The sequence below is a fragment of the Paraburkholderia fungorum genome, assembly GCF_902833645.1.
Taxonomy (GTDB): domain Bacteria; phylum Pseudomonadota; class Gammaproteobacteria; order Burkholderiales; family Burkholderiaceae; genus Paraburkholderia; species Paraburkholderia fungorum.
The window spans coordinates 75,057-88,614 of sequence record NZ_CADFGE010000021.1; the positions used below are offsets into that span (position 1 = coordinate 75,057).

General features: G+C 61.0%; 12 protein-coding genes. 5 read left to right on the forward strand and 7 right to left on the reverse strand.

From position 1 onward, the window contains the following. Positions 1-235: 235 nt before the first annotated feature. Positions 236-529, reverse strand: a complete 294-nt coding sequence (locus HWX91_RS39835) for a helix-turn-helix domain-containing protein (RefSeq protein WP_235429555.1) — start codon at positions 527-529, stop codon at positions 236-238. Between the two features lie 271 nt (positions 530-800). After that, the gene (locus HWX91_RS39840) at positions 801-1,289 is read right to left on the reverse strand and encodes a helix-turn-helix domain-containing protein (RefSeq protein ID WP_028199931.1); all 489 of its coding nucleotides are present in this window, start codon (positions 1,287-1,289) and stop codon (positions 801-803) included. Between the two features lie 215 nt (positions 1,290-1,504). Here HWX91_RS39840 and HWX91_RS39845 point away from each other — a divergent pair, with 215 nt between their 5' ends. The 5 genes from HWX91_RS39845 (at position 1,505) to HWX91_RS39865 (ending at position 8,135) form a co-directional block, all read left to right on the forward strand. Then, entirely contained in the window at positions 1,505-2,542 is a 1,038-nt protein-coding gene (locus HWX91_RS39845; protein WP_028199930.1) for a single stranded DNA-binding domain-containing protein, read from the forward strand. 3 nt (positions 2,543-2,545) lie between these two features. After that, positions 2,546-5,167 (forward strand): DNA topoisomerase, encoded by a 2,622-nt coding sequence (locus HWX91_RS39850; protein ID WP_052660825.1) that lies wholly within the window; start codon positions 2,546-2,548, stop codon positions 5,165-5,167. Continuing rightward, positions 5,164-7,506, forward strand: coding sequence for a hypothetical protein (locus tag HWX91_RS39855; protein ID WP_028199929.1), 2,343 nt, complete (start codon positions 5,164-5,166; stop codon positions 7,504-7,506). The genes HWX91_RS39850 and HWX91_RS39855 overlap by 4 nt, the downstream gene beginning before the upstream one ends. Positions 7,507-7,584: 78 nt before the next feature. Continuing rightward, positions 7,585-7,923 carry a hypothetical protein gene (locus tag HWX91_RS39860; RefSeq protein WP_045707038.1) on the forward strand — a complete coding sequence of 113 codons (339 nt, stop codon included), beginning with the start codon at positions 7,585-7,587 and terminating at the stop codon, positions 7,921-7,923. Beyond that, positions 7,920-8,135, forward strand: coding sequence for a hypothetical protein (locus HWX91_RS39865; RefSeq protein ID WP_028199927.1), 216 nt, complete (start codon positions 7,920-7,922; stop codon positions 8,133-8,135). The genes HWX91_RS39860 and HWX91_RS39865 overlap by 4 nt, the downstream gene beginning before the upstream one ends. A gap of 102 nt (positions 8,136-8,237) precedes the next feature. Here HWX91_RS39865 and HWX91_RS39870 read toward each other — a convergent pair whose 3' ends face one another. The 5 genes from HWX91_RS39870 to HWX91_RS39890 all read right to left on the reverse strand — a co-directional run bounded on the left by HWX91_RS39870 (position 8,238) and on the right by HWX91_RS39890 (position 13,525). Then, positions 8,238-9,545 carry a hypothetical protein gene (locus tag HWX91_RS39870; protein WP_028199926.1) on the reverse strand — a complete coding sequence of 436 codons (1,308 nt, stop codon included), beginning with the start codon at positions 9,543-9,545 and terminating at the stop codon, positions 8,238-8,240. A 192-nt stretch (positions 9,546-9,737) separates the two neighbouring features. Further along, the gene (locus HWX91_RS39875) at positions 9,738-10,721 is read right to left on the reverse strand and encodes a hypothetical protein (RefSeq protein WP_127837878.1); all 984 of its coding nucleotides are present in this window, start codon (positions 10,719-10,721) and stop codon (positions 9,738-9,740) included. A gap of 235 nt (positions 10,722-10,956) precedes the next feature. Continuing rightward, positions 10,957-11,385 (reverse strand): hypothetical protein, encoded by a 429-nt coding sequence (locus HWX91_RS39880; protein ID WP_028199924.1) that lies wholly within the window; start codon positions 11,383-11,385, stop codon positions 10,957-10,959. Positions 11,386-11,438: 53 nt separating this feature from the next. Then, the gene (locus HWX91_RS39885; RefSeq protein WP_127837879.1) at positions 11,439-12,503 is read right to left on the reverse strand and encodes a tetratricopeptide repeat protein; all 1,065 of its coding nucleotides are present in this window, start codon (positions 12,501-12,503) and stop codon (positions 11,439-11,441) included. Between the two features lie 554 nt (positions 12,504-13,057). Further along, positions 13,058-13,525, reverse strand: a complete 468-nt coding sequence (locus HWX91_RS39890) for a hypothetical protein (RefSeq protein ID WP_028199923.1) — start codon at positions 13,523-13,525, stop codon at positions 13,058-13,060. Positions 13,526-13,558 lie beyond the last annotated feature (33 nt).

A 13,558-nucleotide genomic window follows, 5' to 3' on the forward strand; every position in this document is an offset into this window, starting at 1 on the left:
TCGCTTATGGGCGGGTGAGCGGGTCAATGGCGGGCGGCACGTCCGGCGAAGCGGACCATTGACGCGCTCACCCGCCCACAGACGCTCAAGGGCATGGGGCTGGCATCGTTGTTCCATGCCAGCCCCCGAGCCCGTCCGGCGGCGAGGACGTCCCGCCTTCAGGCAGTATCAGGGGTGGGGCACACGGGTGCTTCCAACGAGTGATTTCCGAAAAGCTGCACGTCGACGCGCCCGATTAGCGACGGGTAGACGCCGGACGTTCGAGCAAAGCTGAAGCACTGACGCCCAAGGCCGTAGCGAGCTTCTCGATATTGTCGATTGAGACATTGATGCGGGCGCGCTCGACCTGACTGATGAATGTCCGGTCGAGATTGGCGGAGAACCCAAGTTGTTCCTGCGACAGGCCTATTACCACACGACATGCGCGGACGTTGTAGGCGAGCACATCGCGCAGCGATGTAAGGGACTGTGAGGGAGAAGGTGGCTTTAGCGAGGGCGGCATGGGTGCAATGCTTTCAACTCGCAGCATTTGCATCCACGGCTTTTACATCACGTATGCGGAAAGCCTGTCAGGCGCCCACGCAGAACGCGATGAAAACCATCATTCATCTGGGGAATGGGATCTAACCGGCTTCCTATATTGGGCGCTCGGCTCTGCGCCTCGGTCGGACAGCCCCAAGGCACCCCTGGAGATGAGTTACTTCGGGTTGGCCAGTCTGGTTCGGCGAGAGCAACCTACATCGCCTGGCGCATGACGGGACAACGAGGCGGGCAGTTCAGATACCTGGTGGAAAGCCGAACTATTCCGCCTTCGGTAAGGGTTTGTTAAACGCATCGTCAGGTAGTTCCATCTGTGCGTGTTCCAGAAGGGTCTGCTTCGAATACGTCTCGTACATCATCATGAACGCAAGCTGAACATTCACCGGCGTTTCATCCCAGTCCTCCTGGCGAGGCGCAAGAATGCCCACAGCGGGATCGAGCTCCATCTTGCGTAGCGCCAGTGCGAGTTGTTCCTTGAGGCCATGTGTGACGACACAGTCCTCAGGCGAAAGTACGCCGCACCATACATAAACCTGAAGAACAGGGACGTTCAGGAAAGTAGCGAACTTTTGCACATTCTCCTTGTTGCCTCCACCAAGCCATCGGTCACCAGCGAGAATGCCGACGACGTGCGAATACGACAGTCCAAGTATTTCCGAGAGCTGCCTGGCGTCGATGTTGCGTCGCCCCATCAAGGTTTTTACCTGCACGATGAGCTGACGCTGCTGCTCGAGGTATGGATGATCCATGTTCAAAAATGTCCTTCTGGACGGTAGGAAAGATATGGGCCGGCTACTTATATACCCAATTTATGAAAATCGCTCAAATATTTTCAGAATCCCCTCAGGGTTCGGACCGGCAGCCGAACTCGTGATGCCAAGCCAGCAGCCAGCCTCGCCAGGCCAAAATTATTTCTTGCGAAGATTTTAAACTAGGATGGGACTTCCTCAAATGGGAGCTTTCCATGTCCGAAAAGTCGATCACCCTGCTGTCCGTTGCGGCGCGCTCGGTGCCCGCGAAACACCAGTACTACCGCGGGTTCAAAAACGTCGTCTATCTCACCGGCCATATACATTCGATCGAAGGCAGCACGATCTGGCTGCAGTTGACCAACAACCTGAATCTCCTTGTGCCGGTCGCGGTACCGCCGGGAATTCGCCTGCCGAGACCCTTCAAGGTGCGTGAAGCGATCAAGATGATCTGTCAGGTCCAGCCGCATAAGGAAGATGACGGAGAGCCTGGTCTGCGTGTATACGCACGCTCGTTCGAGCGGCCGAACGTGCTGGAGCTTCCCAACAAGAGTGCTTTTGAAAAGGCAGTTCCCGATCGCGCGCCGGAAGACAGGGAATTTCGGCCGTACGGCAGTGGATACCGTGCCAGCAATGCATGCAATCAGGTCAAGATTGCAGGGATGGTGGTCGGGATAAGTGTGCGCAAGACGGAAGTGGATCCCGACGGCGCCGTTGTGCAATCAGGTGCCTGTACGATCCTGCTGCGGCAGGATGCGGACGAGGAAAACGTCATACCGGTTAAATACTACGGCAAGCTCGCGGAAACGGTCGCGTCATACATCAAGCCAGGCGACATGATTTACGCCGACGGTAAATACCGGGTCAAACCGGTCGAGATCGGCGGCGAACTTATTGACGGAAAGCCGAAGGTGCGACGCGTGCCGTTCATACAGATCCAGGAGCCGGCACTGCCCACCGCAATCGACATCGTCTATATCGGCGGCCCTGCGGACAAGTACCCGGCATGGATGATCGACATGCATCAGCGCTTCAAGCGCGGAGCGAAACGCGCCGAGCGGCCAGCGAACGGATCAGGGGCACAAGCTGCAGCGACCGCAGCAAGCGGTGGACCTGAGACCAAAAACAGGATCGAGGCGGACACGGCGACGGTCGATCTCGAAAGCCATCCGCTCTGGGCATCACTGTCGCCGGAGCATCAAAAATTGTGCCGCGAGGATCCCGAGCATCGCAAGATGATCCTCGGGGAGTAAGTCATGAAGGCGCTCATCATTGCCGAAAAGCCGTCGGTAGCAAAGGACATCGCGAAGGCACTCAACGTGCCGCCGATAGCCGGTGCCGGGCACTGGGAAAATGATCAACTGGTGATCTCCAACGCCGTGGGGCATCTGGTCCAGTTGGCCGCACCGCCGGCAATAGCGAACCTCTTGCCGGTGATTCCTGAGAAGTTCGAGCTGGAGGCCTTGCCGAAGACTCAGGCCCAGCTCAGAAAGCTGGTCGACCTGATGAGCCGTAAGGACGTAAACGTCCTGATCAATGCATGCGATGCTGGTCGGGAAGGGGAGGAAATTTTCCGGCTGATCGCCGAGTACGCGCGCACCACCAAGACAATCAAGCGCATGTGGTTGCAGTCGATGACGCTACAGTCGATCCGTGACGCCTACCGGCAGCACCTGCGAAGCGATGCAGAGATGCGCCCGTTGGCTGACGCGGCCAGAAAGCGCGGCGAAGCGGACTGGCTTGTCGGCATCAATGTGACGCGCATCTGCTCCGTTATTTTCGGCGACATGACGACTGCGGGGCGTGTTCAAACTCCGACCCTGATGATCGTGGTGGCCCGCGAGGAGGCCATCCGGTCGTTCATCGCGCGGCAATACTTTGAGGTGCACACTTCAATTAGTTTGACGGCTGGAGCTTACGACGCGATCTGGCAGTGTCCGGTCGACAAGGTTCGTCCGAGGGAGCCGGCGGAGCGGATATGGGACCGCGCTGAAGCCGATGCGGTCGCGGCACGCTGCAAGGGTAAGGATCCGGATCGTATTGACGAGACCACGACGCCGAGCCGCTCAGCTGCACCGGCGCTCTTTGATCTGACGACATTGCAGCGTGAAGCGAACCAGCGCTTCGGGATGTCGGCAAACAACACGCTGAAAATTGCCCAGGCACTTTACCAGACGCACAAGGTGCTGACCTATCCGCGTACCGACGCGAAGGCGTTGCCGGAAGATTACGTGCCGACCGTTACGCGCACGATTGAAGCGCTTGCAACGCAGGGATACGCGGAAGCCGCGAGAAGGGTGCTTGATAACGGTTGGATCAAGCCAACGAAACGGGTATTCGACAACAGCAAGATTTCTGATCACTTTGCAATCGTCCCGACGGGTGCCACACCACAGAGCCTTACCGCCGACGAAGGGAAAATCTACGATCTTGTCGCGCGACGCCTGCTTGCGGTGTTTCATCCCGACGCAGAGTACGCAGTAACTGTGCGCACAGCCTGGATCGGCACGGACCGTTTTGTTGCACGCGGCCGCGTGCTGGTTGCACCGGGATGGCAGGCAGTCTATCAGGCCGCCCCCGAGCAGAAGTCCAAGGACGTGAGCGCCGGCGAAACGACTGCGAAATTGCCGGCACTTGCCGCCGGCGAGAGCGGCAAGACCGCATCGATGAAGGTCGTCAAGGGCGAGACCAAACCGCCAGACCGGTTTAACGAAGCGACGCTCCTTTCGGCAATGGAGCATGCGGGCAAGGAAGTGTCGGATGAACAGCTGCGCGCGGCGATGGCTGAGAAAGGGTTGGGTACGCCAGCCACGCGCGCAGCGACAATCGAAAAGCTGTTGGGTGAAGAATACATGACGCGCGAAAAGCGCATTCTGATGCCAACAGCCAAAGCGTTCAAATTGAAAGAGCTGCTCATCAGATTGAAGGCCGAGCTGCTGCTATCTCCGGAGCTCACTGGCGACTGGGAAGCCAAACTAAAGTCGATCGAGGTTGGTCAGGGAAAGGGTTCTGATTTCCTCGACGGCATCAAGAGCCTCACCCTCGATATCGTTTCGCGCGGCTTGCAGATGCCGCCGGCGGCAACGTGTTCAGCATGCGGCAAGCCGATGATTCGCCGTAAAGGCCCCAATGGGCTTTTCTGGGGTTGTACCGGCTATCCCGGCTGCAAGGCAGCATTGCCTGACGACAACGGCAAGCCGGGCGCCGCCCGCGCCGCTTCGTCGGGCACTTCTCACACGATTCCGTCCGACATCACGATTGGGTGTTCGAAGTGTGGCAAGCCGATGGCGCAACGCAAAGGTCCCCGCGGGCCTTTCTGGAGTTGCACAGGCTATCCGGACTGCAAGACAACGTTACCCGACGACAACGGCAAGCCGGGTGCATCGCGTGAGGCTTCCGCTGGAGCCCGGTCGGCAACGTCGGCCGGCGTCACGATACCCTGTCCGAAGTGCGGCAAACCGTTGACGCGTCGTAAGGGGCAGAAGGGTTTTTTCTGGGGCTGCAGCGCCTACCCCGACTGCAACGGCACGCTTCCGAACGACAACGGGAAACCGGGAGTGAGAACCGAAAATGTAGGGGGGACGGCCACGCGCGCGGAGGTGGAGCGGTTGACCGTGCCCGTTTCGCCGTCACCCCAACCAACCCGCGCTGAGGCAGCGTGTGCGGAGGCGCCCTCCGCAGCGAGTGCGGTCGCGATCGCCGCGAACTCATCCGCGGCAAGTGCTGGCCAGACGACAGGCGGGCCGATCGGCTCGACTTGTCCGGGGTGCCGCGAGGGCACGCTCACGCTACGGTCGGCGCCCAGGAGTGGGCGACCCTATGCTGGATGCACAGCGTTCCCCGGGTGCAAGTACTTTCTCTGGATGGACCAGTCGTGATTGCGCGTCAGCAACCCATCATCAGGGCGACAGCGTTCCTCGCCGTGTTCTGGTGGAGCATTCTTACGCTCTGGCACGGAGGGTGGAGCCTGCGGGATATTGTGCTGCATCGCGCGGCGATGGGATGGGAGTACTCCCTTGCCACCATCGTGGCTACGATGGCCGGCACCATCGCGGGCGTAACCATTACGGCTTATTCCATCTGGTTCGATCGGCGGCAGGTTCAACTGGCGTTGAGAGGCCGAAGCGAACGAGGCGTGAGCGTGACCATTGGTCCGATCCCAATCCATCTAGGAGATCTTCCACGCGCCGAAAATGGACTCTCGGAGCAGGACATCGCGGACGTTCGCGAGATCCGGGCGGATGGGTCGACGGACTTTATGCGGCAGTGGCACGCACGCTTTGATGTAAGTGCGCCTGAGCACGGCAGGCTCATGTCGGCCCTCGAACGCATGCTGGCGCAGCACCGCGCACTGCCCGCGACACACGTGCCAGGCGGCCACGGTGGACGAAATCTGCTGGTGCACAGTCTGCTGGTTTGCTGGTATATGGTGAGGCTTGCGCCCGCGCACACGTATAACGGCACGATCAAGCTCCCGGACTTCAAGATTTCGCTCAAGCTCAAGGAGTCGGGATACCAGTTCGATAGTGAAGATCCGCTGATCGCGATCGTGGGACTCGCACACGATATCGGCAAGATCGAATGCTACGAGTACGACCAGGGCGGCAACCTGACGGGCTGCCGGCGCGACCACGACTTGACAGGCTCGCGGATCCTCGCGCGGATGCCTGAGTTCTGGGACCTGCCCGATGCAGATCGCGACACGCTGTCGCTTGTGGTCGGTCACTATCATCATCCACAGGACATGCCGACAGTCGATGGATTTGAAGTTCTCTCCGATCGGAATCACGCGATGCTCGAGCTGCTGATTCGCGCTGACGTTTTGTCGTCAAAGCGCGAGTCTGGACTCGCCGAGGCCGCTGCGACGAGCGAACTGGGTGGCGAGAGTCAGTTCGTGGAGACGGTCGAGGGAAAGGATCTGTGGAAGGCCGTGGAAGCTGTCCTCACGCGTGTTGGCACGATCAACGGCCGTACCGGATCGGGCAATATCGGCTTCAAGTATCGTGACCCGGCTAGTGGAGCGAATCTCGTCTACCTGGTGGAGAAGGATTTCGTTGACGCGGTCAGCGCCGAGGCGGGGGTAACGAACACGATCCAGGAACTGAGAAACGACGTGTCGGCGGTTTCAAAAAAGGTGCTCATGCTGCTGAACGATCGCGGCCTGCTGTACACGGACCGTGAGCGCAGTCCGACGACGGCCCTCTACAACGTCCAGTTCTTCAGTCCGAAAAGCTACTGGGCTGACCGGGAACACAAGGTTCCGAAGCGGGAGGAAGAGCGCGGCGCGCCGGCGTTCCGACTGGGCTCCGTGATCGTCATTCTGCCTGACGCGCTGTTTCCCGCACTCGGGCAGCTGGCCGACTTCGACAAGGTGCCCGTGATCGGCAAATCCCGGCTGGGAATGGGAGGTGTGCGCAAGTCTGGCGCCGGCGGGTCCGTGACCCGCACGACGCTCGCGGATCTCGCGTTGGGCGAACAGTTGCAGGAGGACGCGAGCGCTGGCGGACCCGGAAAGCAAACAGATGGTGCAGCGTCGGGGGCATTTGATGCACTCGGAGCTGCGTTCGAGGCGCAGGAAGCCATAAGGCGTGCAAAGGAGGCTACCGGCAATTCGCCAGCAGCCTCTGCGGCCGATGGGGGCGCGCAGCCAGAGCATCCCGGCGTGGACGCGGAAACGCCTTGGGATGAGGAGCCCGCGGCTAACGATGAACATCCGGCATCCGGTAGCGGGACGCCATGGGACGAGGAGCCCGGCACCGCGGCGACCAGCGAGACAGAGGCATACCCTTGGGATGAGGAGGAAACCGGGCAGGGCGAAGGGGTCATTGCCCCAACACCGGACGTGCCTCTTTCGGACGATGACCACGCGGAGGACCGTGAGCCGATCGCAGGGAATGAGGGCATAGATGGCACACCTCCGCCCGAGGGCGGGGGCAAGCCTCTTGCCTCACCCCGCACGCTCGGTAAAGCGGTGCGCTCGATGTTGTGGACCGGAATTTCAACGGGACAACTCGCGCATCGCGAGATCGGCACGTACGACGATACCCCGGGCAGTCTCGTGATGTGCCGTACCGCGGACGTCAAGGCATACGTGGCCACCCGCGCGAAGCTCACGTACACCTTCGATCAGATGGACGAGGCGATCAGGCAGGGTGTGGTAGACGGCGTACAGGTGGTTGGGGTGTGCTACCAGATTCAGCGCGAGCTCAAAGGATAGAAGGCTGCCAATGAGTCCGTCGACAGCGACCACGTTGCGGAAGCTGACGGCAACTGCAGGTTACGCGCGATTTGCTGCATGTGGCGCGACAGAACGCAAGCTCTCGAGTCAAAAGAAGGAATCGCGATGACATATCAGATAAAGGAAGGCGTGCTGTTCGGCGCGTTGTTGATCTGCCTGATGTCGAGTTTTCCCGATCACTTGATTGTGATCGGTGGCTTACTCCTGGTTGGCGTGCTGGCGTTGGACGATTTCTCGCGGACGGCTTTTTTGCAAGCTATGCTTGATGACACGATCAAGCAGACTACCAGCGAGCCGGTGACCTACGTCATCGAGCCCGAATGCAGGTGCAAGTGGCTTGTTTGGCGGCAAGCGCAGTTCATGCGCCCTGTTCCGCACAACGAGCGCCAGGGATGAAGGAAATACCGTTCTTCATGGAGGCGGATATGACCGAGTTTCAACTGAACCTGTTACGAACCAAGATAGCCGAAGCTCTGCTGAAGTCCGAGGAGCTGAGGCAGTCCACCACGATCAGAAGTCCAGTCGCGAAGGCGCATCATGAACGACTGGATGCCGTGCTTGAAGAGACTAAAGCGCTGCTTGGGAAGCTGACGGCCAGCGACATCTGAGACAGACTGGATCCTTGAATAGGCGCGGCAGCGAGATCAGACAACAGACTCTGCCGCCGGGCCTGGAATCGAAAGTGCTGCTCGCAACGCTGCATCTGAACGTCAAGCAGGACGGTCTAGGACCCCAAACATTCCCCTGAAATCTGGTCGCCAGAAAGGGCTCGGTTCGTTGTGGAAATAGTAGGAGAGGCCTCCATGGTCCATCTGGCCATCGGCACGCCGGGTTAGCTCGTTCCGACTCAGGAACCCGACACCGACCACATGGGCGCGCCCGCTGCTGCCGAGAAACTCGCTTACGGCGACGCGGGCGGCAGTTGGCGGCTGCGAAGGATCGGAATCCTGCTGCGCGATGCTCGCAAGTTGGTCAGCTTCGATCCCGTTGAATCCAAGCAGTACGATGCCCGGCCGCTGCGCAGTCAACTGGCGACGGGCGGCCACGCGCGCAGTATCAAAGACGGCAGACATCAGACTGTCGTCCTTCGTGCTTTGCACGACCACAAGGATCGCGCCGACGTTACGTCGCCCCATCACCAGCGCGCCACGGTTGCGGGTACCGGTCACGCTGTCGACCACTGCGCGCGCAGCAGGCGTGTCTGGCCGAATTTCCACGTCGCGCAGCCGCGCCATATCGAACGGCTCGATGCGTACCTGCACGCCGTCGTCGAAGGTTGCAGAGCTGCCCGCGATAACCTGGCTGTGAACGCGGCTGGCGAGTTCACGCTGGCCATCCCGGGCTGCGGGGAGCGCATCAGGAACTGTGACGATTACCACGAGACCGGTGCGGATTTCTCCGGACAGGGGCGCCAGTTCGCGTCGCAGTTCCTCGTAGAAAGTCAGCGCGCCCGCGCGATGAATCGTACGGCCCTTGTCATGCGAGACCGCCTTGCATTCGACCTCAAGACCGGACTCTCCGATGTCCTCAATGAGAAGGTCGAACGTTGCGCCCCGAACCGTCGGATGGTCAGGCTCAAGTTCCGGCCAACGCACCCGATTGCCGCGAAGCCCGAAGTGGGTGGCCACCATCATTTCAAGCTGGAACGCGCGCATATCCTCCGGATTCGACAACGTGCCGCGCACACGTCCAATCAACGCTTTGCGCTGCGGCGCCGGCAGACCGTCCTGCAGCGAGAGGACTTGAGTCATGAAGCCGAGCGCCGGCATCAGTCCATGCTGCTCGACGTCTTCCGGGCGCAGATGTCCATATTTCTTTGAGAGTTCGCTGCACGCATTGAGCTGGAAAGCGATTGCATTCTCGCTCGCATGATGCGCGCGCAGAAAGTCGTTGCGCTTCGAATGATCCTTCAGGAGCTTCACACGGCGCAGCCAGTGCCCGTCCTCAATCACAGTGACGAACCGCTGGAACAGGCGCGGCGCACTTGAGACATAGACGTCAGTTTCGAGAATCGGCATGTATGTTCCGGTGCGGGGAAAGCGTTAGGTTACCCGAGCCCCAATGCCGCCCGCCGATCGGCGACTGATGACAAATCCTATATGCGCCGAACTCGCCTCCTCGACACGCTCGATACTTTCGTTTCGCCGTGCCGATATGACCTGGTGATTTCCCCCATGCCAAACTGATGGCACGGTTCATCCGGTCAACGCTCAGGCTGTGGCTTTCGCGCGCTTTTCGAGCTCGAGCACGTACCGGTGGATGTGGACGAGCGTCTCGAGATCGACGGGTTTGCGATTCTGCTGCCACCAGCGATACATCGTCGATTCGCTGACGCGTTGCCCGTCAGGCATGATCGCCGAGCAGCGCGCGGCGATCTCCCTCGCGGCTTTCTCCGGCACGTCCTTGATGCGAAGACGCTTGCGCCAGTTCTGCATGATCGTCTGCATATCGTTCGTGATCAGGAAGCCGATATCCCGCTTTTTGAGCAGCTGCGCACGGAAGGCCTGCGCGCGTGCCAGCAGTGCCTGGGCCTGCTCGTGGCGATAAACATTGCCCGTCAGGAGGGCGGATACCACCGAGGTTGAGGCCTCGAGTGCCTGCGCGAAACTGCGGTTCGTCATCCCCAGTTCAAGCCGGATGTCGAGCAGCTGGCGGGCTACAGGCTCGAGCTCGCGCACTTCCGCTGATGCCTGCCCTTTCGTGCTGTCAAGCTGACGCTCGATCTCGCGCGCGAGCCCGTGGTCGGTGCTACGTGGTTTGCCTCGGGTCAGGTAAGGAGAAAGCTGCGTTTTCATGGAAGAGTCGCCAGTCGGTTTTCGCGCATTATAAGGGTCTATTTTATTGCGAGAACCGATCGGCCGACCGGCGCGCCGATAACCTGTATCGCTGCGGGGTATATCCTGTGGCCAGCCCAGTCTCTCGATTCTGGCCGCAAGCGCCCGTTTTGCAATGTCCTGATCAAGGTTGATTTCGACGGCGCTGCCCTCGGCGATCGAGTTCATGCTGGCGTCATCGGCGATCCGGTCCATGGCGTCGCCCGTTTCGTCGTCGCCACCATCCAGCAGAACCTCGCGTTGCGCGTTGCGCAGCGTGCGCGCGCAGTTCTCCGCAGTCGTGAAGACGAGCGAGTAGACATTGGCGGGGTCATCCAGGCCACCGATAAGTTTCTCCGTGAGGATGATCCAGGTATTCATGAGGAGGTCGTCGACGTCGCAGCTGTACACGTAAGCATGACGCAGCGAGATCGCCCTCACACGTGGACAGGCGAGCCAGGCGCCGGCGAGCTCTGCGGATTCGCCGGTCCACGCCGAACGCGGGAGTGTGTGCAGCGCCTGGTGAAGGAGACCCGCCGGGCGCGCGCCGTTGCGACCTGTGTTCAGGGGGGCGTCGGGATCTGCGTTGCGAAACAGGGGGCTGGACGTAGGGTGTTTAGTCATGACTTGAAGCGTCGCAGGGGGTAGAGGGCAACAGCGGCGTGGCATCCACCCAGAGGCGACCGTTGTTCGATTCGAGCCGCTCGAGATCACTGTCGAGCGCTTGCGCATAATGCAGAAGTGCGTCCCGTGCGATCACGTTCAGCGCATGCGAAGCGCTGCGAATGGCCCTGACACGCGCGAGCTCGTAGTGCAGGTAACCGTGCTTTGCCGGCACGCTGCGCTCAATGCGCGCTGCAAGCTCGGCAACAGTCTCCGGCATGTCGACGTCGAGAACGACGTTGCCTGCCGTGTAGTGAATCATGCGCGGGACGCCGTAGACGGTCGCCCGTACGTATTCACTCATCGAGCGCAGGAAGTCGTCGATCTTGCGGTCCGTCGAACGGGGCACACCGTGACCGGACGAGAGAATGGCGTGTCGCATGGCGTGTCCACTATGGCAGGTGGTTCCTGGGGGCTGCTGTGCTTGCGCAGCACTCACGAAGGGACGTTACTGGTCCCGTAGGTTGGCTCGGTGTTCATTGGTGTCCTGTAGTCGACACGCTCGGGCACGCGCGCATGGTTTTGCATCCACAGGCGTGCGCTTTGGCGCGCCGTATCCTGCTGGGTTGGGGTGAGACGGTCCATGGCTGCCCGCGCGGCCTTTTCGTAGGCCGGATATCCCTCCATCGCAATGAGCAACCAGCGTGCTGCAGCGACCGGATTGCGCTCGATGAGCGAGTTGGGACTCGATGTCTGCATGAGGGCGAGGGTGTACATCGCTTCGCGGCTCCAGAGATCAGCGGCGGCGTTCAGCTTCAGGTTGGCTTCAGCCTGATTGGCCGGCATACCGATTCCTCGCAGCAGGCACAGGCCCAGTTTGTACAGCGCGTACGGTTCCTGACCGGCGGCCGCAGCCCTGTACCAGCGCGCAGCTTCCGAAAGGTCCCGTTGCACGTCCATGTAGCCGCGCTCGTAGACATTGGCAAGGTTCATCGCCGCCGGAACGAAAGCGTGCTGATCGTCCCCCGCCGACGCGGTCAACCATTTGATTGCGATCGCCGGATCTGGAGACACACCGTCATCGCCGTAGAGGTAGATAAGTCCCATGTTGTAGCTGGCGAGGGTGTTGCCGGTGATCGCCGCATTGTCCGCGGCTGTGCGGCACGCGATCCGGTAGGCCTTCATTGCAATCGCGATGTCCTTGCCAGCACCGGGAGCCTTGCCGACGTGGTGCAGGAAGCCGAACTGGAAGGCCGCCCAGCGATCGCCGTTGTTGCCGCGACGACGCAACTCCTCGAACGCGGCGGTACTTCCAGCCGCCGCAGCGCGGTAAAGGTTGTAGGCCCGCTTCTCACCGTTGTCGAAGAGGCTGAAAGGGGACACCTGCGCGTGTGCCGTGGCAGAGGCCGCACCCACCGCGAGAACCGCAACGATGGCGGCACGTCGGCGCATATTGACTGTCCCGAGGTTATTCGCTACCACCACCGCCTCCATCACTGCCGCCGCCGTCACTGCCACCCGAGCCATCACTGCCGCCAGCGGGCCCATCACCTCGAGCACCGTCCGTCGGCGCAGCACAGAGCTGCGCCATACTTGGAAATGCCTGCCTGGCTGCTTTCGGGTTAACTGCGCCACCGCTCGAGTAGGAGGCCGCGTAAGCCTGCATGGCCTGAATCCACGCAGGACACGGAGTGACGACAGAACCCGCTGGCAGACCCATCGACGACAGTGCGTTTGCGGCGCGGACGGCGCCGTTCTGCATGGCCGTGGCCTGTTGCTCCGGCGTCCACGGTGAAGCACTCGAGGCGTTGGTCATCCCGGTCCCCATTGCAGTCGATCCGCCGAGGGTGGATCGGGTGAGGCCGGTCGTGCCCGATGGCGTGGAGCCTGCCGAAGAGACCAGTTGGCCGGCACCCTGCACCGCCGAGGTGAGGGAGCCGGCGGCACCGGCCGCGGCGGAAAAGCCGTCGGAAACCTGTGCGGTAGCGACCTCTGGCGCCGCTGCCACCGGCAGTCCGGAAAGGAGAGTGACCAAGATGAGTTTTCTTTGCATACGGACTCCGTTCAGTCTTTCCCATTGTTGGAGACGCAGGTTGCGCCGTGCACGGCTTCGCTTACAGCGGCTCGCCGCCCCACGGGTCGCAGACTGTGGTTTCGCTTTCCTGGGCAATCAAGGTCTCGAGAATGCGGGTCCTCTCGTTGAGGGCCTCGTCACCCAGATCCACCGGCGCTTTGCCAGCCGGCAGTGCCACGTAGTTGCCAGCGCATACGCCCAGCGTCCGGAAAACGTGATGCACAGGTGTAAAGCCGATCTGCCGGCTGGCAATTTCCGCCACCTGCCGCGCCTGCGCACGTGCAACGACCGGGTGAAGGTCCTTTGCCCGCTGCACGAGATTCGCGACGTCCGGCGGCAGGAATTGCACATATTCGACCGGCACCGCTGCAAGCTCACTGGTAATACCCCAGCTCATCATCGCCTCGATGTCCGAGTCAGCCAACGCCTCGAATCGCCCGAACCAGCGCTGCGGCAGCATGCGCGATAGCCAGCTCGTCAGACGGTGTGTTACGGCCTTCCAATCCATATTCGCCTCGCTTGAACATGGTTGTGTGACTTC

What these genes read in the sequence shown, in the direction of transcription:
- HWX91_RS39870 (WP_028199926.1), bottom strand. Translation starts at nt 9,545, where the DNA reads ATGCCGATTCTCGAAACTGACGTCTATGTCTCAAGTGCGCCGCGCCTG.
- HWX91_RS39875 (WP_127837878.1), bottom strand. Translation starts at nt 10,721, where the DNA reads ATGAATACCTGGATCATCCTCACGGAGAAACTTATCGGTGGCCTGGAT.
- HWX91_RS39880 (WP_028199924.1), bottom strand. Translation starts at nt 11,385, where the DNA reads ATGCGACACGCCATTCTCTCGTCCGGTCACGGTGTGCCCCGTTCGACG.
- HWX91_RS39840 (WP_028199931.1), bottom strand. Translation starts at nt 1,289, where the DNA reads ATGGATCATCCATACCTCGAGCAGCAGCGTCAGCTCATCGTGCAGGTA.
- HWX91_RS39860 (WP_045707038.1), top strand. Translation starts at nt 7,585, where the DNA reads ATGTGGCGCGACAGAACGCAAGCTCTCGAGTCAAAAGAAGGAATCGCG.
- HWX91_RS39850 (WP_052660825.1), top strand. Translation starts at nt 2,546, where the DNA reads ATGAAGGCGCTCATCATTGCCGAAAAGCCGTCGGTAGCAAAGGACATC.
- HWX91_RS39835 (WP_235429555.1), bottom strand. Translation starts at nt 529, where the DNA reads ATGCTGCGAGTTGAAAGCATTGCACCCATGCCGCCCTCGCTAAAGCCA.
- HWX91_RS39845 (WP_028199930.1), top strand. Translation starts at nt 1,505, where the DNA reads ATGTCCGAAAAGTCGATCACCCTGCTGTCCGTTGCGGCGCGCTCGGTG.
- HWX91_RS39890 (WP_028199923.1), bottom strand. Translation starts at nt 13,525, where the DNA reads ATGGATTGGAAGGCCGTAACACACCGTCTGACGAGCTGGCTATCGCGC.
- HWX91_RS39865 (WP_028199927.1), top strand. Translation starts at nt 7,920, where the DNA reads ATGAAGGAAATACCGTTCTTCATGGAGGCGGATATGACCGAGTTTCAA.